At 73.8% G+C, this 22,154-nt stretch carries 18 protein-coding genes; 6 read left to right on the plus strand and 12 right to left on the minus strand.

Features of this window, described 5'->3' with window-relative positions:
- Nucleotides 1–61: 61 nt before the first annotated feature.
- Complete coding sequence (locus tag ACH4SL_RS29960) at nucleotides 62–3,112, plus strand: alpha-mannosidase (RefSeq protein ID WP_398451212.1); 3,051 nt, start codon at nucleotides 62–64, stop codon at nucleotides 3,110–3,112.
- Nucleotides 3,113–3,169: 57 nt separating this feature from the next.
- Here ACH4SL_RS29960 and ACH4SL_RS29965 read toward each other — a convergent pair whose 3' ends face one another.
- The 6 genes from ACH4SL_RS29965 to ACH4SL_RS29990 form a co-directional block, all read right to left on the minus strand.
- Entirely contained in the window at nucleotides 3,170–4,048 is an 879-nt protein-coding gene (locus tag ACH4SL_RS29965) for a carbohydrate ABC transporter permease (protein WP_398451214.1), read from the minus strand.
- A gap of 3 nt (nucleotides 4,049–4,051) precedes the next feature.
- The gene (locus tag ACH4SL_RS29970) at nucleotides 4,052–4,918 is read right to left on the minus strand and encodes a carbohydrate ABC transporter permease (RefSeq protein WP_398451216.1); all 867 of its coding nucleotides are present in this window, start codon (nucleotides 4,916–4,918) and stop codon (nucleotides 4,052–4,054) included.
- Nucleotides 4,915–6,246 (minus strand): ABC transporter substrate-binding protein, encoded by a 1,332-nt coding sequence (locus ACH4SL_RS29975; protein WP_398451218.1) that lies wholly within the window; start codon nucleotides 6,244–6,246, stop codon nucleotides 4,915–4,917. Before ACH4SL_RS29975 ends, ACH4SL_RS29970 begins: the two co-directional genes overlap by 4 nt.
- 195 nt (nucleotides 6,247–6,441) lie before the next feature.
- Nucleotides 6,442–7,305 (minus strand): DMT family transporter, encoded by an 864-nt coding sequence (locus ACH4SL_RS29980; RefSeq protein WP_398451416.1) that lies wholly within the window; start codon nucleotides 7,303–7,305, stop codon nucleotides 6,442–6,444.
- A gap of 179 nt (nucleotides 7,306–7,484) precedes the next feature.
- The gene (locus tag ACH4SL_RS29985; RefSeq protein ID WP_398451220.1) at nucleotides 7,485–8,447 is read right to left on the minus strand and encodes an SDR family NAD(P)-dependent oxidoreductase; all 963 of its coding nucleotides are present in this window, start codon (nucleotides 8,445–8,447) and stop codon (nucleotides 7,485–7,487) included.
- 75 nt (nucleotides 8,448–8,522) lie between these two features.
- Entirely contained in the window at nucleotides 8,523–8,981 is a 459-nt protein-coding gene (locus ACH4SL_RS29990) for a hypothetical protein (RefSeq protein ID WP_398451222.1), read from the minus strand.
- A gap of 159 nt (nucleotides 8,982–9,140) precedes the next feature.
- On the opposite strand from ACH4SL_RS29990, the gene ACH4SL_RS29995 reads away from it, so the two are divergent.
- Genes ACH4SL_RS29995 through ACH4SL_RS30005 form a run of 3 tightly spaced genes read left to right on the plus strand, consistent with a single transcriptional unit; the run spans nucleotide 9,141 to nucleotide 12,612 of the window.
- The gene (locus ACH4SL_RS29995; protein WP_398451224.1) at nucleotides 9,141–10,817 is read left to right on the plus strand and encodes an FAD-dependent oxidoreductase; all 1,677 of its coding nucleotides are present in this window, start codon (nucleotides 9,141–9,143) and stop codon (nucleotides 10,815–10,817) included.
- Entirely contained in the window at nucleotides 10,814–12,259 is a 1,446-nt protein-coding gene (locus tag ACH4SL_RS30000) for an ATP-binding protein (RefSeq protein WP_398451226.1), read from the plus strand. The genes ACH4SL_RS29995 and ACH4SL_RS30000 overlap by 4 nt, the downstream gene beginning before the upstream one ends.
- Nucleotides 12,256–12,612, plus strand: coding sequence for a UBP-type zinc finger domain-containing protein (locus ACH4SL_RS30005; protein ID WP_398451228.1), 357 nt, complete (start codon nucleotides 12,256–12,258; stop codon nucleotides 12,610–12,612). The genes ACH4SL_RS30000 and ACH4SL_RS30005 overlap by 4 nt, the downstream gene beginning before the upstream one ends.
- Nucleotides 12,613–12,701: 89 nt before the next feature.
- On the opposite strand, the gene ACH4SL_RS30010 is transcribed toward ACH4SL_RS30005, so the two are convergent.
- From ACH4SL_RS30010 to ACH4SL_RS30020, 3 genes are read right to left on the minus strand one after another with little or no spacing between them, the layout of a single operon-like run.
- Nucleotides 12,702–13,478 carry an ABC transporter permease gene (locus ACH4SL_RS30010; protein ID WP_398451230.1) on the minus strand — a complete coding sequence of 259 codons (777 nt, stop codon included), beginning with the start codon at nucleotides 13,476–13,478 and terminating at the stop codon, nucleotides 12,702–12,704.
- Entirely contained in the window at nucleotides 13,475–15,079 is a 1,605-nt protein-coding gene (locus tag ACH4SL_RS30015; RefSeq protein ID WP_398451232.1) for an ABC transporter permease subunit, read from the minus strand. The genes ACH4SL_RS30010 and ACH4SL_RS30015 overlap by 4 nt, the downstream gene beginning before the upstream one ends.
- Nucleotides 15,076–15,996, minus strand: coding sequence for an ATP-binding cassette domain-containing protein (locus ACH4SL_RS30020; protein ID WP_398451234.1), 921 nt, complete (start codon nucleotides 15,994–15,996; stop codon nucleotides 15,076–15,078). Before ACH4SL_RS30020 ends, ACH4SL_RS30015 begins: the two co-directional genes overlap by 4 nt.
- 168 nt (nucleotides 15,997–16,164) lie before the next feature.
- Between ACH4SL_RS30020 and ACH4SL_RS30025 the strand changes: the two genes are divergently transcribed.
- Together ACH4SL_RS30025 and ACH4SL_RS30030 are read left to right on the plus strand one after the other, a co-directional pair.
- On the plus strand, nucleotides 16,165–17,397 hold the full coding sequence (locus ACH4SL_RS30025; RefSeq protein ID WP_398451236.1) for a sensor histidine kinase: 1,233 nt from the start codon (nucleotides 16,165–16,167) through the stop codon (nucleotides 17,395–17,397).
- Nucleotides 17,394–18,095: a response regulator gene (locus ACH4SL_RS30030; RefSeq protein WP_398451238.1), complete on the plus strand. Its 702-nt coding sequence runs from the start codon at nucleotides 17,394–17,396 to the stop codon at nucleotides 18,093–18,095. Before ACH4SL_RS30025 ends, ACH4SL_RS30030 begins: the two co-directional genes overlap by 4 nt.
- A gap of 12 nt (nucleotides 18,096–18,107) precedes the next feature.
- Here the strand turns inward: ACH4SL_RS30030 and ACH4SL_RS30035 are convergent, their stop codons facing one another.
- The 3 genes from ACH4SL_RS30035 to ACH4SL_RS30045 form a co-directional block, all read right to left on the minus strand.
- Nucleotides 18,108–19,436, minus strand: coding sequence for a chloride channel protein (locus tag ACH4SL_RS30035; protein ID WP_398451240.1), 1,329 nt, complete (start codon nucleotides 19,434–19,436; stop codon nucleotides 18,108–18,110).
- A gap of 310 nt (nucleotides 19,437–19,746) precedes the next feature.
- The gene (locus ACH4SL_RS30040; protein ID WP_398451242.1) at nucleotides 19,747–20,937 is read right to left on the minus strand and encodes a PP2C family protein-serine/threonine phosphatase; all 1,191 of its coding nucleotides are present in this window, start codon (nucleotides 20,935–20,937) and stop codon (nucleotides 19,747–19,749) included.
- A gap of 60 nt (nucleotides 20,938–20,997) precedes the next feature.
- Nucleotides 20,998–22,023: a LacI family DNA-binding transcriptional regulator gene (locus tag ACH4SL_RS30045; protein WP_398451244.1), complete on the minus strand. Its 1,026-nt coding sequence runs from the start codon at nucleotides 22,021–22,023 to the stop codon at nucleotides 20,998–21,000.
- Between the last annotated feature and the right edge of the window lie 131 nt (nucleotides 22,024–22,154).

Here is a 22,154-nt window from a genome sequence, read left to right on the forward strand (position 1 = left end):
CCGCACCGCAGCACCTGCCCGTACGACCTCCGACTCGCCCGACGCACGGGAAGGCTCCGCCATGCACACCGACCCCACCATCATCGAGCAGCGGCTGGACCGCGTGCTGAGCCAGCGGCTGCGGCCCGCGGTGCACGCCCGGTGCGTGCCGCTGGCCGTCGAGGTGTGGCACGTACCCGGCGAACCGGTCACGGTCGCCGAAGGCCTCGCCGCGGACTACACACCCGCGCGGGTCGGCGAGCGCTGGGGGCCCGCCTGGTCGACCAGCTGGTTCCGCGTCAGCGGCCGGATCCCGGACGAGTGGGCGGGGCTGCCGGTGGAGGCGGTCGTCGACCTGGGCTTCGGCTTCACCGACCCCGGCTTCTCCGCCGAGGGCCTGGTCCACCGCGCGGACGGCACCGCGGTCAAGGCGCTCAACCCGCGCAACAGCCATGTCCCGGTCACGGCCGCCGCGGCGGGCGGCGAGCAGGTGGCGTACTACATCGAGGCCGCCGCCAACCCGCTGGTGATGCAGTCCGGGCCGGAGCTGCTGACCTTCCACCCGACGCAGGTCGGTGCACGGGCGCCGTGGCTGACCGGTGCGGACGGTCCGGCCGGTGAGCCGCTCTACCAGGTGCGCCGGGCGGATCTGGCGGTCTTCGACCGCGAGGTCTTCGAGCTGGTGCACGACCTGGAGGTGCTCGGCCAGCTCGCGGCGGAGCTGCCGGAGCAGGCGACCCGGCGCTGGCAGGTGCTGCGCACGGTCGAGCGGGCGCTGGACGCGATCGACCTCCAGGACGTCTCCGGCACGGCGGCCGCGGCGCGCGCGGTGCTGGCCCCTGCGCTGGCGTCGCCCGCGGGCCCGGCCGCGCACCGTATCTCGGCGGTCGGGCACAGCCACATCGACTCCGCGTGGCTGTGGCCGCTGCGCGAGACGGTGCGCAAGGTGGCCCGTACGGTCTCCAACGCCACCCAGCTGATGGACGACCACCCGGGCTTCCGCTTCGTGATGTCGCAGGCGCAGCAGCTCGCCTGGCTCAAGGAGCACCGTCCCGACGTCTTCGCCAGGGCGGTGGAGAAGACGAAGTCCGGGCAGTTCCTGCCGGTCGGCAGCCTGTGGGTGGAGCCGGACACCAACATCACCGGCGGCGAGTCGCTGGTGCGGCAGTTCGTCCACGGCAAGCGCTTCTACCTGGAGGAGTTCGGCGTCGAGACCGAGGAGATGTGGCTGCCGGACACCTTCGGCTACAACGCCGCCCTCCCCCAGCTGATGAAACTCGCCGGGGTGCGCTGGTTCCTGACCCAGAAGATCTCCTGGAACACCACCAACGTCTTCCCGCACCACACCTTCTGGTGGGAAGGCATCGACGGCACCCGGATCTTCAGCCACTTCCCGCCCGTCGACACCTACAACAGCGACCTGTCGGGCGCCGAGGTGGCGCGCAGCGAACGCAACTTCCGGGAGAAGGCGTGCACCGACCGCTCGCTCGTCCCGTTCGGCTACGGCGACGGCGGCGGCGGGCCGACCCGGGAGATGATGGCGCGCGCCGACCGGCTGGCGGACCTGGAGGGCTCGCCGAAGGTGGCGGTCGAGGCGCCCGCGGACTTCTTCGCGAAGGCGTTCGCCGAGCACACCGACGCCCCCGTGTGGGTGGGCGAGCTTTATCTGGAATTCCACCGCGGCACACTGACCAGCCAGCTCGCCACCAAGCAGGGCAACCGCCGGAACGAGCACCTGCTGCGTGAGGCGGAGCTGTGGGCGGCGACGGCCGCGGTGCGCACCGGGGCCGCGTACCCGTACCAGGAGCTGGACCGGCTGTGGAAGACGCTGCTGCTGCACCAGTTCCACGACATCCTGCCGGGCACGTCGATCGCCTGGGTGCACCGGGAGGCCGAGCAGACGCACCGGGAGGTCGCGGCCGCGCTGGAGGGCCTGGTCGGACGGGCCCTGGGCGCGCTGGCCGGGCCCGACGAGGGCGGCGAGGTCGTCTTCAACGCCGCCCCGCACGCCCGTGGCGGGGTGCCCGCGCTGGGCGCGGCGCCCCGGTCCGCGCCGCCCGGGCGCACCCCGCCGGTCGCGGACGGCGACGGCTTCGTCCTGGACAACGGCCTGATCCGGGTCACGGTCGACGCGCGCGGCCTGGTCACCTCGGTCCACGACATCGCGGCCGGCCGCGAGGCACTGGCCCCGGGCGCCCCGGCCAACCTGCTGCAGCTGCACCAGGACTTCCCCAACCGGTGGGACGCCTGGGATCTGGACGCCTTCTACCGCAACACCGTGCGGGACCTGACCGAGGCCGACGAGGTCGCGGCGGTGGACGGCGGGGTGCGGGTGGTCCGCACGTTCGGCGCGTCGCGGATCGAGCAGCTGCTGACGCTGGAGCGGGGCGCGCGGCGGCTGGACGTGGCGACGGTCGTGGACTGGCGGGAGCGGGAGAAGGTGCTCAAGGCGGCCTTCCCGCTGGACGTACGGGCCGCGCATTCGACCGCGGAGATCCCCTTCGGCCAGGTGGAGCGCCCCACGCACACCAACACCAGCTGGGACGCCGCCAAGTTCGAGGTGTGCGCGCACCGCTACCTGCACGTCGGTGAGCCGGGCTGGGGCGCCGCGCTGGTCAACGACTCGACGTACGGCCACGACATCACCCGCGACGTGCGCGCGGACGGCGGCACGACGACCACGGTGCGGCTCACCCTGCTGCGCGCGGCCCGCTTCCCCGACCCGGACGCCGACCAGGGCGTCCACACCCTGCGGTACGCCCTGGTGGTGGGTGTGGAGCCGGGCGACGCGGTGCGCGAGGGCTACCACCTGAACCTGCCGGAGCGGGCGGTGCCGGGCAGCGCGGTGGTCGCGCCGCTGGTCGCCCTCGACGAGGAGGGCGTGGTGGTCTCCGCGGTCAAGCTCGCCGACGACGGCTCCGGCGACGTGGTCGTACGGCTCTACGAGGCGCGCGGCCGGCGGGTGGCCGCGGTGCTCACGCCGTCCTTCGCGCTCGGCTCCGCGGTGGTGACCGACCTGCTGGAGCGGCCGCTGCCGGACGACGGCAGCCACGAGGTCGCGGGTTCGGGCGTGCGGCTGCGGCTGCGGCCCTTCCAGATCGTCACGCTGCGCCTGGCGGTGCGGCGGCCGTGAGACCGGCCGCGGGCGGCGCCGGGCGGAGGGGGCCCGGCGCCGCCCGCGGGCGGGGGGTCAGCCCTTGACCGAACCGTTGAGCATGCCGCGCTCGAAGAGCCGCTGCAGGCCGAGGTAGACCAGCACGCTGGGGATCATCAGCATGAGCGACGCGGCCAGCCGCACCCCCTCGGTCTGCTCCTGACTGGACGACAGGCTCGTGACCACCAGGGTCATGGTGTACATGTGCGGGCTCTGCGCGACCAGCAGCGGCAGCAGGTACTGGTCCCAGATCATCAGGAAGCCGAAGACCGCGCAGGTGCCGAGCGCGGCGCGGCACAGCGGCAGGATGATCTGGAAGAAGATCCGCAGGTCGCCCGCGCCGTCCATCCGGGCGGCCTCCTCCAGCTCCACCGGGATGGTCTTCATGAAGCCGGTCAGCACGTAGATCGGCAGGGCCCATCCGACGACGGGCAGGATCAGGCCCGAGTACGAGTCGAGCAGGCCGCTGCCGCCGCCCAGCGGGTCGGGCACCTTGCCGAGCACGAGGTAGAGCGGGATCGCGATGACCTCTTCGGGCATCATCATCGTCGACAGGATCGCCAGCATCACCAGCGCCTGGCCGCGGAACTTCTTCCGGGCGAGCGCGTACGCCGCGAAGGCGCTCACGGTGACCTGGAGGAAGAGTCCGACGCCGGTGACGATCACCGAGTTCAGCAGGCCGCGGCCGACGCCGAACCGGAAGGCGGTGCGGATGTTGTCGAGCGTGAAGTGGTGCGGCAGCACCGACATCTGGCCGCTCTTGGGCTGGCCGCCGCTGAAGACGGTGGCGGCCATCGTCCACAGCGGCATGAAGAAGACGAACAGCACCAGGGCGTACAGCAGCACCCGGACGGTGATCCGCCAGACGGCCCGGTCCGGCATGCGCAGGCCCAGCGCGGTGGTGGGGGCGCTCATGGCTCAGGCCTCCTTCCGCCTGCGCCACCACAGGGTGAGGCAGGTGAGCAGGACGGTCACCAGGAACAGCACGGTCGACACGGCGGAGGCCAGGCCGAGGCTGTTGTTCTGGATGCCCTCCTTGTAGGTGTAGGTGACGATGGTCTCGGTCGAGTTGGCCGGGCCGCCCGCGGTGAGCACGTAGATCTCGGTGAAGACCCGCAGGCCGCGGATGACGCCGAGGGTCAGCACGATCGTGGTGACCGGCCGCAGCGCGGGCAGCGTGACGTGCCGCAGCCGGTGCCAGGCGCCGCAGCCGTCGAGGGCGGCGGCCTCGTAGAGCTGCCGGTCGATGCCGGCCAGGCCCGCGACGAAGATCACCATGTCGTACGGGGCGCTCTTCCAGACCTGCACCAGCATCACCGAGGCGAGCGAGGAGTGCGGGGAGGACAGGAACGGCTGGGCGCCCAGGCCCAGATGGGACAGCAGGGTGTTGACGGTGCCGAAGCTGCCCGGGTAGAGCAGCGTGTTCCACAGCTCGGCGACCGCGACCATGGCGGTGACCACCGGCAGGAAGGCCGCGGTGCGCAGCAGCCGCAGATGGCGGGCGGGGCCTTCGAGCAGCAGGGCCAGGCCGAAGCCGAGCAGCGCGGACGCGGCGACGGTCACGCCGGCGTCCAGCAGGGTGTGGCCGACGGCCGAGCGCAGCAGCGGGTCGTGGAAGGCGGTGGTGAAGTTCTCCCAGCCGATCCAGCGGTTGCCCAGGTAGGGGCGTACCTCGAAGAAGCTGAGGTACATCCCCCACAGGGTCGGCCAGAACTTGAACACCCCGAAGAGGACGAGGACGGGTGCGAGGAAGAGCCACGGGGTGGCCCAGCGGAATCTGGTCACTTCTTCAGCAGGGACTGGTACGTGCCGTCGAGGGAGGTCAGGGCCTGCTTGCTGTCGCCGCAGGAGGACAGCAGCTTGTTCAGCGTCTCCGAGGCGTCGTTGCGGTAGGTCTGCCAGTCCGGGGCGCTCACCGGCTCGTACGTCGCGTTCTTGTCGTAGACCTGCTGGGCGACCTGCCAGCGCGGGTCGTCGCCGTGCACCTTGGCGGCGTCCACCGTGGTGTTGATCGGCAGCCGCACGATGGTCGCGGTGGGCACGCCGGTCATACCGGTGGTCTGCGCCTCGGGCGAGACCATGTACGAGGCCAGGGTCGCGAAGTCGGCGGAGCGGCTGGAGCCGGCCATGGCGTAGATCGTGGTGCCCTCGGCGAGCGCGCCGACGCCCTTGGGCCCGGCGGGCGGGGCGACGACGTCGTACTTGCCCTTGACGGCGGTGGCGTCGGTGGTGGCGTAGGCGTAGGGGCCGGTCAGGTACATCCCGGCGACGCCGGTCTGGAAGGCCTTGTTGGTGTCGCTGGTGACCTGGTTGAGGGCGCCGGGCTGGACGGCCTTGTCGGTGCAGTACAGCTTCTTGAGGTAGTCGGCGGCGGTGACGGCCTGGTCGGAGCCGATGGCGGAGGTGAAGCCGCCCGATCCGGTGGCGGTGAGGAAGTCGCCGCCGGCCTGGTAGAGGAAGTTGGACCAGTACCAGGACAGGTAGCCGCGCTGGGTGGAGCCGGGGACGTCGAGGCCGTAGGTGTCGTTCTTGCCGTTGCCGTCCGGGTCCTGGGTGGTGAAGGCCTTGGCGACGGCCTCCATCTGGTCCCAGGTGGTGGGCGCCTGCATGCCGACCTTCTTCAGCCAGTCGGAGCGGATCAGCAGCACGCTGGCCTGGGCGGAGAAGGGCACGCCGTAGGTGGCGCCCTTGTCGTCGGCGACCGACTTCCACGCGGTGGCGCTGACCTGGTCGGCACCGGTGATCTTCGACTTGTCGACCTCGGTGATGATGCCCTGCTTCTTGAACGTGCCGAGCTGCGAGCCGTCGTCTATGACCACGTCGGGCAGCTTGTGGGCGGCGGCGGCCGCGTTGAGCTTGGTCTCGAAGTCGGTGTTGGTCATGAACAGCTCGACCTTGACGCCGGTCTTCTTCGTGTAGGCGTCGAAGACCATCTGGTACGCCTTCTGCGAGTCGCCCGCGCCGCGCACCCAGACCTTCAGCGGGCCGGAGGCCTTGCCCGAGCCGGAGCCGCCGCCCCCGCACGCGGTCAGGGCGAGGGACGCGGTGACGAGGGTGACGGCGAGGGCAGCCGCCTGGACGTGACGGCGGCGGCTGCCGCGGAACTTGCTCACGATCAAACTCCGTTCACACATGAGAACTGCGTCCATGTTCAAGAATGGCGTGACACTAAGCCCGCTACCGCCAGTGGTCAAGGCCTTGAACAAGGTCGCAGTGAAGTGCGTGATCGCGACGGGGCATGAGCCGACCGTCACCGGAGGCCGTACCGGAGTTCATCACCGCATCTCCGGTTCACGGCTGTGAATCCCTCAGGCGTTCAGCTCGCCGGTCAGCGGGACCGCCCTGGAGAGGTGGAAGGTGCCGGTGGTGACCAGTGCGACGCCGGCCAGCTCGGGCAGGATCCACCAGCCGGTGCGGATGTGCTCGGCGTAGACCAGGATCCCCAGCAGCAGGCTGACGGTCGCGTCGCCGAGCGTCAGCGCGGGCTGCGAGGCGGCGATCGAACCGGCCTGCAGCGCGTTCTCCAGCAGGAAGACCGCGGCCACCCCGCACACCGCGAAACCGTACGTCTGCCAGGCCGTCAGGAACGCGCCGAAGCCGTCGTCGGAGAAGGTGTTGGCGGCCGACTTCATGAGCGCCGCCGTCAGCGCGTTGCCGACCGCGGCCGCCGAGCCGAGCAGCGCGGCACGCGCCGCGCCCGAGCGCCGGTGCCGCGCGGCCCCGACCGCGCAGCCGATGGCCGCGAGGCACAGCGCCAGGGCCGGGATCCAGCGCGCCATCGACGCCTGCGGGCGCCCGCCGTCCGGCGCCGCGCTCGCCAGCGCGATCACCAGCCCGGCGACCATGCACGCCACCGAGGCCCAGCCCGCCCTGGGCAGCGTGCGGTGCAGCACGGGCAGCGCGATCAGCAGCGCGAAGGGCAGTTCCAGGATGAAGACCGGCTGCGCGAGCGCCAGCGGGCCCGTGACCAGGGCGAGCGCCTGGAAGAGCGCGGCCCCGACCACACCGCCGATGCCCAGCAGCCACACCGGCTGGCGCACCAGGTCCATCATCAGCCGGGGCTTGAGCGCGTCCCCCGCCGGGACCGCCAGCGCGGCCTTGCGCTGGAAGACCGTCCCGGTGGCGTTGCTGGCCGCCCCGACGAGCGCGAAGAGCACGCAGAGCACCAGCAGGGTCGGCCTCCGGTGGCCTCGGGCCCGGCGCGGGGGCGCCGCCCGGGCGGCGGGCGGATCCGCGACCCGGCGCGGACGTCTGTCGGCCCCAGCATCCCGCCTGCCGGCCCCCGCGGCCGCCACCGGCCGGGCCGACGGGCGGGTCCTTCACCCGTTCGGCGCGGCAGGGGCGGGGCGGATCAGGCGGCGAAGGCGTCCACGCCGGTCAGCTCCGCGGACAGCGCCCACAGCCGGGCGGCCTGCTCGGAGTCGACGGCGTAGTCCCGGACGCCGCCGCGGGGGCCGTCGGCGCGGGCGGGCTCGGCGATGTCGCAGTCCTCCAGGTAGACCCCGCCGAGGCCGTCGAGCTGCGGCGACGTCGCCGCCCACACCTGGGTGGCCGCGCCCTCCTGGGGCGACTTGAACATGCCCGGGTTGAGCACCTTGCCGTCCTCGTCGATCCAGCCGCGCTCGATCATCTCGGACTTCTCCAGGTGCCGCTGGAGCGGGGTGAGGATGCCGCCGGGGTGCAGGGCGAAGGCGCGTACCCCGCGGTCGCGGGCCAGCGCGTCGAGCTGCACCGCGAAGAGCACGTTGGCGGTCTTGGCCTGCCCGTAGGCCTGCCACTTGTCGTAGCCCTGCTCGAACCACAGGTCGTCCCAGCGGATCGGCGAGTTGTGGTGACCGCCGGAGGAGACGGAGACGACCCGGCCGCGGCCCCGCTCGATGGCCGGCCACAGCCGGTTGACCAGGGCGAAGTGGCCGAGGTGGTTGGTGGCGAACTGCAGCTCCCAGCCGGGGCCGACCCGGGTCTCGGGGCAGGCCATGATGCCCGCGCTGTCGATGACGATGTCGAGGTCGCGGCCGGTGGCCAGGAAGCGGTCCGCGAAGGCCCGGACGCTGTCGAGGTCGGCGAGGTCCAGCTCGTCGAACTCCACGCCCGGCAGTCCGGCGAGCGCCTCGCGGGCGGTCTCCGGGCGGCGCGCGGGCACCACGACGTTCGCGCCGGCCTTGACGAGCGAGCGGGTGGTCTCCAGTCCGATACCGGAGTAGCCGCCGGTGACCAGGGCGAGCTTGCCGGTCAGGTCGATGCCGTCCAGGACCTCGTCCGCGGTGCTGTGGGCGCCGAAGCCCGAGCCGATCGGTTTCTGCGGTGTAGTCATGCCGTCGAGGCTAGGAGTTGGAGTGCGCTACAGCGCAAGCCCGGCCGTACGGCGCGGCGCGCGCGCCCGTACGGCTCAGCAGCCCGGGCGGTAGGCGCCGACGGTGACGCGGCCGGGGTCCCCCGCGCCGAAGACGCCCTCCCGGGAGACCGTCAGACGCCAGCCGCCCCGGTGGAGCGGCGTACTGCGGATGCTGCCGGCGGTCTCCGGGGCCGCCGCGGGGCGCCAGCCGTCCCGGTCCAGCGCGTCCAGCAGCCGGTCCACCTGCGCGGCCGAGGCGGGCAGCGGCTGCCGGCGGTCGAGAACGCACTCCGGCGGCGGCACGTGACCGCTCCAGTTCTCGGCGTAGAGCACGACGACGCGTATGGTGCCGTCGTCGTGGATGTCCGCCGCGCGGAGCGCCGCGTCGACCTCCGCCTGTACCTCGCCCTTCGCCAGCGGCGGCCCCGCCGCCACCGCGCCCGCACCGTCCGCCGCCGTGACCGCGGCGCACAGCACCACCGCCGCGGCCGCCGCCGCGCTTCCCGCTCGCATCGCGTCCCCCCTGACGTCAGGCAGGGAAGATTACGCGCTCGGCGATCACTTCGCACGCCGGACGGTCACGCACTGCGGGGGCCCGATGATCACACTAGGCTGAATGGCGGAGCTGTGCGGAGCGAAACGCGCAGGCCGCGGACGGGGACGGGGACGACCATGACAACGCCGGAGAGCACACGCCGATCCGTACTGCTGACCGTCGACGACGATCCCGGGGTCTCCCGGGCGGTCGCGCGCGACCTCCGGCGGCGCTACGGCGAGCGCTACCGGGTGGTGCGGGCCGAGTCGGGCGATTCGGCGCTCGACGCGCTGCGGCAGATGAAGCTGCGCGGCGACCTGGTCGCGGTGATCCTCGCGGACTACCGCATGCCGCAGATGAACGGCATCGAATTCCTCGAACAGGCCATGGACGTCTACCCCGGTGCCCGGCGGATCCTGCTCACCGCCTACGCCGACACGGGCGCGGCGATCGACGCGATCAACGTCGTCGACCTGGACCACTACCTGCTCAAGCCGTGGGACCCGCCGGAGGAGAAGCTCTACCCGGTGGTCGACGACCTGCTGGAGAGCTGGCTGACCTCCGACCACCGCCCGGTGCCGGAGACCAAGGTGGTCGGCCACCGCTGGTCGGCGCGCTCCTCCGGGGTGCGCGAATTCCTGGCCCGCAACCAGATCCCGTACCGCTGGTATCTCTCCGACCAGGCCGAGGGGCGGCGGCTGCTGGACGCCGCGGGGCACGACGGGATGCGGCTGCCGCTGGTCATCGCGCCCGGCGGCGACGTACTGGTGGAGCCGTCGGACCAGGACCTCGCCTCCCAGGTGGGGCTCGCGACGACGCCCGCCGAGGAGTTCTACGACCTGGTCGTGATCGGCGCCGGGCCCGCGGGCCTGGGCGCGGCGGTCTACGGGGCGTCGGAGGGCCTCAACACGGTGCTGGTGGAGCGCACCGCGACCGGCGGGCAGGCCGGGCAGAGCGCCAGGATCGAGAACTACCTGGGCTTCCCCGACGGGGTCTCCGGCGCCCAGCTCACCGACCGGGCCCGCCGCCAGGCCAGCAGGTTCGGGGCCGAGCTGCTCACGGCGTGCGAGGTCACCGGCCTTGAGGTGAGCGGGCCGACGCGCACCGTGCGGTTCGCCGACGGCTCGGCGGTCTCCGCGCAGAGCGTCATCCTCACCACGGGCGTCGCCTACCGGATGCTGGACGTCCCGGGCATCGCCGAACTGACCGGCCGCGGCATCTACTACGGCTCGGCGCTGACCGAGGCCGCGGGCTGCGAGGACCAGGACGTCTACATCGTCGGCGGCGCCAACTCCGCGGGCCAGGCGGCCGTCTACCTCTCGCGCGGCGCCAAGTCGGTGACGCTGCTGGTGCGCGGGCCCTCGCTGGAGGCGTCCATGTCGCACTACCTGATCCAGCAGATCGCCGCGATCCCCACCATCTCGGTGCGCACCGGCACCGTGGTGGAGGCCGCGCACGGCGAGGACCACCTGGAGGGCCTGACGCTGCGTGACACCGCCACCGGCGGCACGGAAATGGTCGACGCCCAGCGGTTGTTCGTCTTCATCGGGGCCGCGCCGCGCACCGACTGGCTGGACGGCATCGTCCGCCGGGACACCCACGGCTTCGTCCTGACCGGCCCGGACCTCGCCGCCGAGGGCGAGCGCCCGGCCGGGTGGGAGCCGGACCGGCCCCCGTACCACCTGGAGACCAGCGTGCCGGGGGTCTTCGCGGCCGGCGACGTCCGCGCGGAGTCCGCCAAGCGCGTCGCGTCCGCGGTCGGCGAGGGCGCGATGGCCGTCATGCTCGTACACCGCTATCTGGAGGGGCTGTGACCGCGACGCTGCCGTGCAACCCGGAGGAGCTGCGCTCGCTCTTCCTCTTCGAGCACCTGTCGGACGAGCAGCTGGACCGGCTGTGCGCCTCGGGCCGCATCGACTCCGTCGGGCCCGGCCCGGTCTACGCCGAGGGCGACCCCGCCACGTGCTTCTACGTGCTGCTGGAGGGCACGGTGGTGACGTCGCGGCGGGTCGGCGCGGACGACGTGGAGGTCAACCGCACGTCGATGCGGGGCGTCTACGCGGGGGCCTTCCAGGCATATCTGGGCGACCGGGTGCCGCAGCTCTACACCAACTCGCTGCGGGTGACCGAGCCGTCCCGCTTCTTCGTGCTGGCCGCCGACGAGTTCGCCGGCATCGTCCGGGAGTGGTTCCCGATGGCGGTGCATCTGCTGGAAGGGCTCTTCTTCGGCAACCAGACCTTCCAGCAGGTCGTCAGCCAGCGCGAGCGGCTGCTCGCGCTGGGCTCGCTGTCGGCGGGCCTGACGCACGAGCTGAACAACCCGGCGGCCGCCGCGCTGCGTGCCACCTCCGCGCTGCGCGACCGGGTGGCCGGCATGCGCCACAAGCTCAAGGTCCTGGCCGGCGGCCCCTACCGGCAGTCCGACCTGGACACCCTGATCCAGGTGCAGGAACGGGCCGTCGAGCGGATCGCCAAGGCGCAGGAGCTGAGCCCGCTGGAGACCTCCGACCAGGAGGACGCGGTCGCCGACTGGCTGGACGCGCACGGCATCGGCGGCGGCTGGGACCTCGCGCCGGTCTTCGTCCAGGCCGGGCTCGACGAGGAGTGGCTGGAGCAGGTCGCGGCGGCCGTGGACGCCGAACTGCTGGAGAGCGCGGTGCGGTGGCTCAACTACACCGTCGAGACCGAGCTGCTGATGAACGAGATCGAGGACTCCACGACCCGGGTGTCCGGGCTGGTCAACGCGGCCCGGCAGTATTCGCAGCTGGACCGGGCGCCCTTCCAGGTGGTCGACATCCACGAGCTGCTGGACAGCACGCTGCAGATGCTCGCCGGGAAGATCGGGACCGAGGTGCGGGTGGTCCGGGAGTTCGACCACTCGCTGCCGCGGATCCCCGCCTACCCCGGCGAGCTCAACCAGGTCTGGACGAACCTGATCGACAACGCGGTCTCCGCGATGGACGGCTCGGGCACGCTCACCGTGCGCACCTCGCGGGACCACGGCAGGCTGGTGGTGGACTTCCAGGACACCGGTCCCGGGGTCCCGGCCGAGATCCGGCAGCGGATCTTCGAGCCGTTCTTCACCACCAAACCGGTGGGCCAGGGCACCGGGCTCGGGCTCGACATCTCCTGGCGGATCGTGGTCAACAAGCACCACGGCGACCTGGACGTCGAGTCCGAGCCGGGCCGCACCCGCTTCCGGGTGCGGCTGCCGCTCACCGCCCAGTCCCCCGACGGCGAGGAGACCCCCTCATGACCACCCCACCCACTCCGGGCATCGACCCCTCGGTCCCGCCGAGCGGTGACGGCTGCGCGGACTGCGACCAGGCCGGCGGCTGGTGGCTGCATCTGCGCAGGTGCGCGTCCTGCGGCCACATCGGCTGCTGCGACAGCTCCCCGGCGCAGCACGCGTCCGCGCACGCGGCGGCCACGGGCCACGACGTGATCCGCTCGTACGAGCCCGGCGAGGACTGGTACTGGAACTACCGCACCGAGAGCTACGTCGAGGACGGCCCCGACCTCGCCCCGCCCCTGAGCCACCCCGCGACCCAGCCCACCCCCGGTCCCGCCGACCGCGTCCCGCAGGGCTGGCGCTCCCAGCTGCACTGAGGCGGGCCCCGAAGGGGCGCGGGGAACTGCGCGAGTAACCCCCACCGGCGCAAGGTCCCGCAATGCAGCTCAAGGAGCAGGGCGGCGGGTCACGCGTCGCGTCCCGCGAGGGACACCGCCGCCGCGGCCAGCCCCGCCGCGGCCCAGGCCGCGAGGACGCCGAGCCCGGCGTACGGGCCTATCGGGGCCCCGGCGCCGGGGAGCGTGCTCTGGACCGCGAGCCCCGCCGTCATGGGCCCCACTCGCTGCAGGCGCTCGTACCACTGCGGGTCCGACACCACGGACGCGACGATCGGGAAGAGGTAGAGCAGCCCGAGCACGGCCCCCACCGCGGCGGCGGAGTCCCGTACCGCGGTGGCCACGCCCAGGGCGAGCAGGCCGACGAGCACCAGGTAGGCCACCGAGCCCGCGGCCGCCCTGAGCACCGGGCCGTGCGCGGCCGGGAAGCCGGTGAAGCCGTGCCCGGGCAGGATGAGCCGGCCGGCGAGCAGCGAGCCGGCCACGGCCACCGTCCCGGCGGCCAGCACCAGGGCGCCGAGCACCGCCGCCTTCGCAGTGAGGACGGTGCCCCGGCGCGGCACCGCGGCCAGCGTCACCCGGATCATGCCGGTGCCGTACTCCGATCCGATGAGCAGTACAGCGAGCACCGCGACCCCGGCCTGACCGGCCTGCACCCCCGCCAGGGCGGCCTTCGCCGGGTCCTGCCCGCACACCGCCCCGGGCGGGGCCGCGCAGTGCACCGCGGCCGCGCTCGCCGCGCCGACGGCCACGGTGCCGACGGCGACCGCCGCGGCCAGCCACAGCAGGCCGGGCAGTGTGCGGACCTTCGTCCACTCAGCGTGCACCGCCTGCCGCAGCGCGCTCACGCGTCCCTCCGGCGCAGCGCCACGGCGGCGAGCGCGACCGCGGCCGCGGCGTAGCCGCACAGCACGGCGAAGCCGGCCCACGGTGCCAGCGGGAAGTACCCGTCACCGGGTGTGTAGTCCGCGGCGACCTGTGCGTACTGGTGGGCGCTCTGCTGGACGGCGAAGGCCGCGGCCGGGGTGATCCGGGTGAGCCACCGGGAGGGGCCCGCGGGCAGCATCCCGGAGACCGCGAGGATGTACGGCAGCACGATGGCGACCACGACCGCGGTGACCGCGCCCGCGCTGCGCCGCAGCAGCGTGCCGACGGCCAGGGCCAGGACGCCGGTGACGGCGAAGAGCCCGGCGGTGCCGAGGATCACCCGCAGCTCGGTGCCCGCGGACAGGTGGTGGATCGCGAAGTGCTTGTGCCTCTCGACCGCCTCGACGAGCGGTACGGCCACCAGTGCGGCGGCCAGCCCGGTGGCGAAGCACAGCCCGCCGGTCACGACGGCCTTGGCGGCGAGCACCCGCCCGCGCCGGGGCGCGGCGGCGAAGGTGGTGCGGATCAGACCGCGGCGGTATTCGGCGGTGACGGACATCGCGGCGACGACCGTCACCACGACGAGCCCGGCGAACGCCCCGATGAGGCTGTCCTCGACGGACTTGCCCGGTTCGTCGCGGCCGCGCACCAGCGGTGCCACGTCGCCGCTGCCGGTGAGCGTGTACGTGCCGCCGGACTGCCGGTAGCCGAGGTCGGGGTCCTTGTCCGGACCGCCCTCGGCACCGACCATGTCGCCGGTCCAGCCGCCGCCCGCGGCGCCCCGCACGGTGACCGAGTCGAAGGCGGCGACGGCGGTGCTGGGGCCGCCGTCCACCGAGGTGCCGGTCAGGGAGCGGCTGGTGACGAGGTGTTCGGGCGAGGTGCTGAACAGCCCGATCTGCACGGTGGCGGGGAGCCCGGTCAGCCGGGCGGTGCCGATCCGCGTCCAGTGGGCGCCGTCGGCCGAGTCGTAGCCGGTGAGGGTGTCGCCGCTGCGGGTCAGCCGCAGCCAGCGCGGGGCGGCGGCGGTGGCCTTGCCCGGCAGGCCGGCCACGTCGTGGGTGAAGTCGTACTGCATCCGCACGCCGTGCGCGCCGGTGAGGGCGACCGCGGCGTACGCCGAACCCGGCTTCGTCCCGTCCTTGACGATCACACCGGCCTTGGACCAGGGCTGCACGCCGGTGGCGAGCCCGCTGCCGCCGGAGCCCGGTCCGGCGTCGCCCTCGGGCGCGTAGTGGCCGGTGAGCGAGGTGATCCGGGCGGTGACGGAGCCGTCGCCGGTGAGCGGGCGGTGCACGAACGTCAGGGCGTCGCGGACCTCCACGCCGCCGGGGCCGGTGAGCGTGGTGGGGTCGCAGCGGCCGCCGTCGGGGCCGCTGCACACGATGCTGCTGCCCGCCGCGCCGAGCAGGCCCACGGCGACGGTGACGACGGCGGCGACGAGCAGGCCGGCGACCCAGCCGCGTACCGTCCGGAATTTGGTGAACTCCGCGTGCAGCAGCGGCAGGAAGCCGTCCCGGCCGGGGGCGTGCGGGGAGCGGTAGGGGGTGGTGGTCCCGGGGGCGGGCGCAGGCGCGGTCACAGCGCACCTCCGGACCGGAATTCGACGGCGTCGCGGGTCAGTTCCATGTACGCCTCCTCCAGCGTGGCGCGGTGCGCGCTCACTTCGGAGAAGGGCAGGTCCGCGCGCCCGAGCAGCGCGGTGACCTGCTCGGCAGCCAGACCGGCGACGGTGAGGGTGTCGCCGCCGGTGGCCGCGACGGTGGCGCCGGCCTGCGCGAGCAGGGTCATGGCGCGGACCCGCTCGGTCGTGCGCAGCTCGACCCGGTCGCCGGAGGCCGCCGCGATCAGCTCGGCGACCCCGGTGTCGGCGATGACCCTGCCGCGGCCGACGACCACCAGGTGGTGGGCGGTGTCCTGGAGTTCGCTCATCAGGTGGCTGGAGACCAGGACTGCGCGGCCCTCGACGGCGAGCGACCGCAGCAGGCCGCGTATCCACACGATGCCTTCGGGGTCCATGCCGTTGAAGGGCTCGTCCATGACGAGCACCGGCGGGTCGCCGAGCAGCGCGGCAGCGATGCCGAGCCGCTGGCGCATGCCCAGCGAGAAGCCGCCGGCCTTGCGGCGGGCCGCCTCCCGCAGGCCCGCCTGCTCGACGACCTCGTCGACGCGGCGCGCGGGCAGTCCCTGCGAGTGCGCGAGCCACAGCAGGTGGCCGCGGGCGCTGCGGCCGGGCTGGAGCGCGCCGGCGTCCAGCAGCGAGCCGACGTGGGAGAGCGGGTTGCGCAGCTCGCGGTAGGGGCGGCCGCCGATCAGCGCGGTGCCGGAGTCGGCGGCGTCCAGGCCGAGGACCACGCGCATGGTGGTGGACTTGCCGGCGCCGTTCGGCCCGACGAAGCCGGTGATCCGCCCGGGGGTGACGGTGAAGGTCATCCCGTCCAGTGCCGCTGCCGTCCCGAACCGCTTGTGCAGGTCGCGGACTTCGATGGTTGCTTCCATGACAGACGAGGCTAGGAAGCGGGGGGCCGCGGCGCGTCACGCGGCGGAGCGGTCCTCGGCGTACCGTCGCAGGGGTACGCCGGACGGGTGGTGTCCCCCCTGAGATGTACGGCGGGGTCCCTGGCCAGGAGGACGCGCCGGGTGCGGGCCTGCGGGGAGAATGCCGGTGTGAGGCCGAAGGACACCACGTGGGTCGGGGAGTTCGCGGCGTCGCCACGGGCGTTGGCGGTGGTGGCGGCGCTGCTCGCCGCTGCCGCGGTCACGGAGGCGGCGGTGCGGGTCGCGGTGACGGGCGGGCAGGGTCGCTCGCCGGCGTTCGCGCTGCTGGTGGTGGCGCTGCTGGCGCTCGCGACGACGGTGCCGCCGGTGTTCCTGTCCGCGCCGCCGGCCGCGGTCGCGGGGGTGGCGGCGGCGGTGCTCTCCCTCACCGCGTTCGGCACGCTCACGGCGGCCGGGGCGGTGGCGGTGCCGCTGGCCCTGCACCGGCTGGCCGCGGGGGCGCAGGCGGGGGGCGGTGCGCGGGTGGTGCTCGCGGTGGGCCTGGCCGTGGCCTTCCCGGTGGCCGCGCTGTGCGATCCGCGGCTCGCGGGAGAGGCGCGGGTGCTGGCGCTGCTGGCGGCGTCCGCCGCACCGGCCGCGGCGTGGGCGGGGGCCGCGCGGGCGGCGCGGGCCGAGGCCAGGGTGCACAGCGCGGCCCGGCAGGTCAGCGCGCGCAGCCTGCTGGAGCACAGCGCGCGCGGCGAGCGGGCGCGAATAGCCCGGGAGCTGCACGACGTGGTGGCGCACCACATATCGATGATCGCGGTCCAGGCGGAGACCGCGCGGCTGACCACGCCCGGGATGCCGCCCATGGGTGCGCAGCGGCTGTCGGACATCGGCGACACCGCCCGCGCCGGGCTGACCGAGATGCGCCGGCTGCTCGGAGTGCTGCGCCAGGACGCCGAGGCGGACACCCCCGAGCGCCGCCCGCAGCCGGGCCTGCAGCAACTCACCGAGCTGGTCGACGAGGCCAGGGGCGCCTCGGGCGCGGGCGTGCGGCTGATCGTGTCCGGCCCGGCCGCGGCGCTGGACCCGGGAGTGGAGCTGGCGGCCTTCCGTATCGTCCAGGAGGCGCTGACCAACGTACGGCGGCACGCCAGGGGCGCGGCGGTGGACGTGGAACTGCACTACGCGGAGGACGCGTTGCGGGTGCGGGTGCGCGACAACGGGCCGGGCCCCGGCACGGCGCGGGCTGCCGGGGTTTCCGGCGGGGTTTCCGGCGGGGTTTCCGGCGGGCACGGCCTGCCCGGGATGCGGGAGCGTGCCGCGGCGGCGGGCGGCTCGCTGGAGTGCGGGCGGGCGCCGGGCGGCGGCTTCGTGGTCGAGGCCACGCTCCCGGTGGACACGGAGGTGCTGCGGTGAGCGCCGCTCCCCCGCCGCCGGTGCGGGTCCTCGTCGCGGACGACCACCAGGTGGTGCGGACGGGCTTCGCCGCGCTGCTGGACACCCAGCAGGACTTCACCGTCGTCGGCACGGCGTGCGACGGGGCCGAGGCCGTGGCCGCGTGCGGCGAGCTGGCGCCCGACGTCGTGCTGATGGACGTCCGGATGCCGGTGCTGGACGGCATCGAGGCCACCCGGCGGCTGACGTCCGGGGAGGGCGCCGCACCGCGGGTGCTCATCCTCACCACGTTCGACCTGGATTCCTACGTCTACGACGCGCTGTGCGCCGGGGCGAGCGGCTTCCTACTCAAGGACGTCACGGCGGAGCGCCTCTTCGAGGCGGTGCGGGTCGTCGCGGCGGGCGAGGCGCTGCTCGCGCCGGGCGTGACGCGCCGGCTGATCGCCGAGTTCGCCCGCCTCCGCCCGGCCGCCGCCCCCGACTCCCCCGCCGCCCGGCCTTCCGCCGAGCTGTCCGCGCTGACCCCGCGCGAGACGCAGGTGCTGCGGCTGGTCGCGCAGGGCCTGTCCAACGCGGAGATCGCCGCGCAGCTGACGGTCACGGAGGAGACCGTGAAGACGCATGTGAGCCGGATCCTGGCCAAGCTGGGGCTGCGCGACCGCACCCAGGCGGTCGTGACGGCGTACGAGACGGGCCTGGTCACGCCGTCGGGCCGGTGAGGGACGGACGGCTCAGCCGGAGGCGGGGCCGGACGCGGGGCCGGACGGCGCACCGGACGCCGGACCGGGGCCGGCGCGGTCGCGGAAGGGCGGGACGGGCGGGCCCTCGGGGAGCAGTTCGACGATCACGAAGGCGGTCACGGCCGCCAGCACCACCACCGGCAGCGAGCCGGTGTGGCCGAGCAGCAGCGCCACCAGCACCACCGTGCTCACCGGCAGCCGCATCGCGGCGGCCGCGGCGGCGGCCATCCCCGCCGCCGTCGCGGGCACGACGCCGAAGCCGGGCAGCGGTGCGAGCAGCACCCCGAAGGCCGCGCCGAGGAAGAGCGAGGGAAAGATCGGCCCGCCGCGCAGGCTGCCGAGGCTCAGCGCGTAGCCCGCGGACTTGAAGGCCAGCACCGCGACCAGCGCGCCCACCGACCATGCGTGCGGGTGCGCGGCCAGGTCCGGCAGCGTGGACTGCCCGGACAGCGCGACATCCGTCGGCGACCGCCCGGTGATACCGGTGTACGCCGCGGCGCAGCACCCCATCGCGAGTGCGGCGAGGAGCGTGTTGCGCAGCGGGTGGGCGACGACCAGGATCGCGGTGCGGCGGCCGGCCAGCATGACGTAGTGGATCACCACCGCGATGAGCGCGGCCATCAGCACCGACCACACCACGTCGCCGGCGTCCAGCAGCGGCGGCGCCGGCAGTCCGATCTCCAGGCTGCCGGTCTTCAGCCCGGTCCAGTGGCCGAAGCCGGTGAAGACGATCGCGCCGACGCCGCTGGACAGCAGCGCGGGCAGCATGACGGCGAAGAGCTGCGGCCCGCCGACCCCGGCGACCTCCATCAGCATGACGGCGGCCACCAGCGGGTTGCCGAAGATCGCGGCGATGGCCGCGGCGGCGCCCGACGCGCCGACCAGCGCGGTGCTCGCCTGCGTGGCGGGGGCGCGGGCGAGGTCGCGGAAGAGCAGCGCCAGGCCGCCGCCGAGCGCGATGAGCGGTGCCTCGGGCCCGAGCACGACGCCGAAGGGCAGGCAGCACAGCGCGGCGAGGACCACGCCCGGCAGCGATGCCGCGGTGGCGGCGCCGGAGTGCAGCCCGGCCACCGGGACGTGCCCGCCGCGGCCGGGGAAGCGCAGTACCACCAGGGCCGTGCCCGCGCCCGCGACGACCGCCCCGGCGAGCGACCACCACCACGGCGCCCTGCCGTAGCCGAGGTCGTGCGGCCAGTCGGTCCAGACGAGGCGCTGGAGCTCGTGCAGGGCGGCCAGGAACCAGAAGGCGACGAGCGACACCGGGATGCCGATCAGCCCGCTGAAGACCAGCGCCCGCCGGTACTGCGGCCGGCGCAGCATGTCCCGCAGCGCGTCGGCCTCCTTCGGCTGGCTGCCGGGCGGGGCGCCCGCAGCGGGGGCGACCGGGGTCTGCTCGCTGATGGGTCGCCTCCTGGCTCTGCGCCCGCGGCACGCCCGGACCGTATACGAACGACGGCGGACCACGGGCACGGTCGGGCCGCGCGGAGCGGTACGTCGCCCCCCCGCCGGGCGGTCAGCGCACACTAACCGGGGGGCCGCCGGGTGCCGCCCGTGGCACGCGGCAGCGCGCCGAAAACCGCCCGGAGGAACCTCGTCGCGCGGGGCCCGGCCGGGGGCGGATCCGTACCGGTCACGCCGTCCGTTGCAGAGCCACGACCGCGACGTCGTCGCCGAGGCGGCTGCCGACGTGCCGGGTCAGGTCGGCGGTCAGGGCGGTGAGCAGGTCGGCGGGGGCGAGGTCGCGCCAGTCGGCGAGCCGCTCGGCCAGCGGGTAGAAGGCGCCGTCGCAGTCCCTGGCCTCGATCACGCCGTCGGTGTAGAGGAGCAGCACGTCGCCGACCGCCAGGTCGTACGTGTCCAGGTGCTGGGTCTCCGGCGTGAGGTCGCCGAGGCCCAGCGGTACCGCGGGGTGCGCGGACTCCAGCGGCCGGACCTCGCCGCGGTGCAGCAGGATCGGCGGCGGGTGGCCGCAGTTCGCGATGCTGATCCGGTCACCGCCGGGGGCGACGTCGACCATCACGGCGGTCACGAAGCGCTCCAGGAAACCGCTGGTGACGGGGGTCGGCACGGGCTCGGACTCGTGCGCGGACGGCGGGCGGGGCGGAGGCGGCAGCAGCGGCTGGAGCACGGGGTCGGTGAGGTCGGCGAGGTCGTCGCGCAGGCTCTCGTCGAGGGCCGCGGGCAGCGCGCGCAGCGATGTGCCGCGGCGCGCGGTGCGGCGGAAGGCGGCCAGCAGCATGCCGGTGACCTCCACGGCGGCCATGCCCTTGCCCTGGACGTCGCCGACCATCACCCGGATGCGGCCGCCGCCGAGGTCCACGGCGGCGTAGAGGTCGCCGCCGATGGCCGCCTCGCGGTCGGCGGCGAGGTAGGTGGAGGCGATGGCGAGCGGGCCGAGCCGGGTCGGCAGCGGGCGCAGCAGGGCCCGCTGGGTGACGGCGGCGACCCATCTGGCCTGGGCCAGCTCGCGCTCACGGCGCTGTCGGACGGCAGCGGCCAGCACGGACGCGCCGCCGATGAGGGTGGTGGTGGCCATGACGACGGGGAAGTTCACGGCGTCGAGCTGGCCGTTGTTCCACGCCGCGATCACCAGACACGGGAAGGTGGCGGCGACCAGCACCAGAACGGCCCACGGGGCGAGGAAGACCGCCGACAGCGCGGGCACCCCCACCATGAGCCCGCCGATCCTGATCCGCGTCCCGCCGACGACGTCGATGACCAGCAGCAGGGCGAGCAGCACGAACCCGGCCACCAGCCGGGCGGTCGTCGAGTAGGCAACCCTCGGCAGATGCGTGTCGTCGGACGCCCCGTTCAGGGTCATATGTCCAAAAGTACCGCCGTAGGCCCCAGGGCATCCGCCTCCGGGCGGGTGACCTCGCGGTCAGGCCGACGGCGGCGGCGCGGTGCTGCGCCGGATGACCAGGCTGGTGGCGAGTTCCATCCGGGTGGTCGAGGTGCTGCCCGGCGCCGCCCGCAGCCGCAGCATCATCCGCGAGGCCTCCTCGGCCATCCGCCGCAGCGGCTGGCGCACGGTGGTCAGGGCCGGGCGGGACCACTGGGCGACGGCGACGTCGTCGTAGCCGACCACCGAGAGGTCGGCGGGGGTGCGCAGGCCGTGCACGCCCGCGGCCTCCAGGACGCCGATCGCCTGCAGGTCGCTGCCGGCGAAGATCGCGGTGGGCCGGTCGGGGCGGTCCAGCATCCGCACGGCCTGCTCGTAGCCGCCCTCGACGTGGAAGTCACCGAAGGCGATGAGGTCGGGGTCGATGTCGAGGCCGGCGGTCGTCATGGCCGAGCGGAAGCCGTCCAGCCGGGCCAGCGAGCACATCATGTCCTCGGGACCTGTGATTATTCCGACACGGCGGTGTCCGAGTTCGATCAGATGCCGGGTCGCGGCGAGGCCGCCGGACCAGTTCGCCGAGCCCACCGAGGGCACGTCGGGCTCCGGGTCGCCGGCCGGATCGATGATCACAAAAGGGATCGAACGGCTCCTGAGCTGCTGCTTGAACTCGTGGGGCAGCGCCGAGAAGACCAGGATGACGCCCATCGGGCGGCGCCGCAGGACCCCCTCGATCCACTCGTTGTCCGGTGAGTGGCGGGTGCCGCTCTCGGTGAGCACCACGCTGCCGCCGATCTCCTTGGCGACCTTCTCGACGCCCAGGATCAGCTCCATGGCCCAGATGGCGTCCAGCTCGTGGAAGACGATCTCGATCAGGGGCGCCTCGGATCCGCCGCGGGTCGTCCGGCGGTATCCGTGCAGCTCCAGGAGTCGTTCAACTTTCAACCTCGTCAGCGCCGAGACGTCCTGACGCCCGTTCAGCACTTTCGAAACTGTCGAGACGGAGACCCCGGCAGTTTCGGCGACCTGGGCGAGCGTGACCCGACTCTCGTCCACCTCTTCATCCATAAGAGCGCAGCGTACGACACATCTGCGCGTAACGCTTTGATAACCCGGAGCCCGAGGGTTGACCGTTTCGCGGCCGCACCTTAGCGTCACATCGCGCAGCAATTTTCGGCGAGGATGCCGAAACATTTCGA

It is taken from the genome of Streptomyces sp. NPDC021020 (assembly GCF_044333285.1).
In the GTDB taxonomy this organism is placed as follows: Bacteria; Actinomycetota; Actinomycetes; order Streptomycetales; family Streptomycetaceae; genus Actinacidiphila.

Coding starts and splice junctions, on each gene's coding strand:
- ACH4SL_RS29995 (WP_398451224.1), top strand. CDS start 9,141: ATGACAACGCCGGAGAGCACACGCCGATCCGTACTGCTGACCGTCGAC.
- ACH4SL_RS30020 (WP_398451234.1), bottom strand. CDS start 15,996: ATGGAAGCAACCATCGAAGTCCGCGACCTGCACAAGCGGTTCGGGACG.
- ACH4SL_RS29965 (WP_398451214.1), bottom strand. CDS start 4,048: ATGAGCGCCCCCACCACCGCGCTGGGCCTGCGCATGCCGGACCGGGCC.
- ACH4SL_RS30045 (WP_398451244.1), bottom strand. CDS start 22,023: ATGGATGAAGAGGTGGACGAGAGTCGGGTCACGCTCGCCCAGGTCGCC.
- ACH4SL_RS29990 (WP_398451222.1), bottom strand. CDS start 8,981: ATGCGAGCGGGAAGCGCGGCGGCGGCCGCGGCGGTGGTGCTGTGCGCC.
- ACH4SL_RS30040 (WP_398451242.1), bottom strand. CDS start 20,937: ATGACCCTGAACGGGGCGTCCGACGACACGCATCTGCCGAGGGTTGCC.
- ACH4SL_RS30005 (WP_398451228.1), top strand. CDS start 12,256: ATGACCACCCCACCCACTCCGGGCATCGACCCCTCGGTCCCGCCGAGC.
- ACH4SL_RS29960 (WP_398451212.1), top strand. CDS start 62: ATGCACACCGACCCCACCATCATCGAGCAGCGGCTGGACCGCGTGCTG.
- ACH4SL_RS30035 (WP_398451240.1), bottom strand. CDS start 19,436: ATGCTGCGCCGGCCGCAGTACCGGCGGGCGCTGGTCTTCAGCGGGCTG.
- ACH4SL_RS29985 (WP_398451220.1), bottom strand. CDS start 8,447: ATGACTACACCGCAGAAACCGATCGGCTCGGGCTTCGGCGCCCACAGC.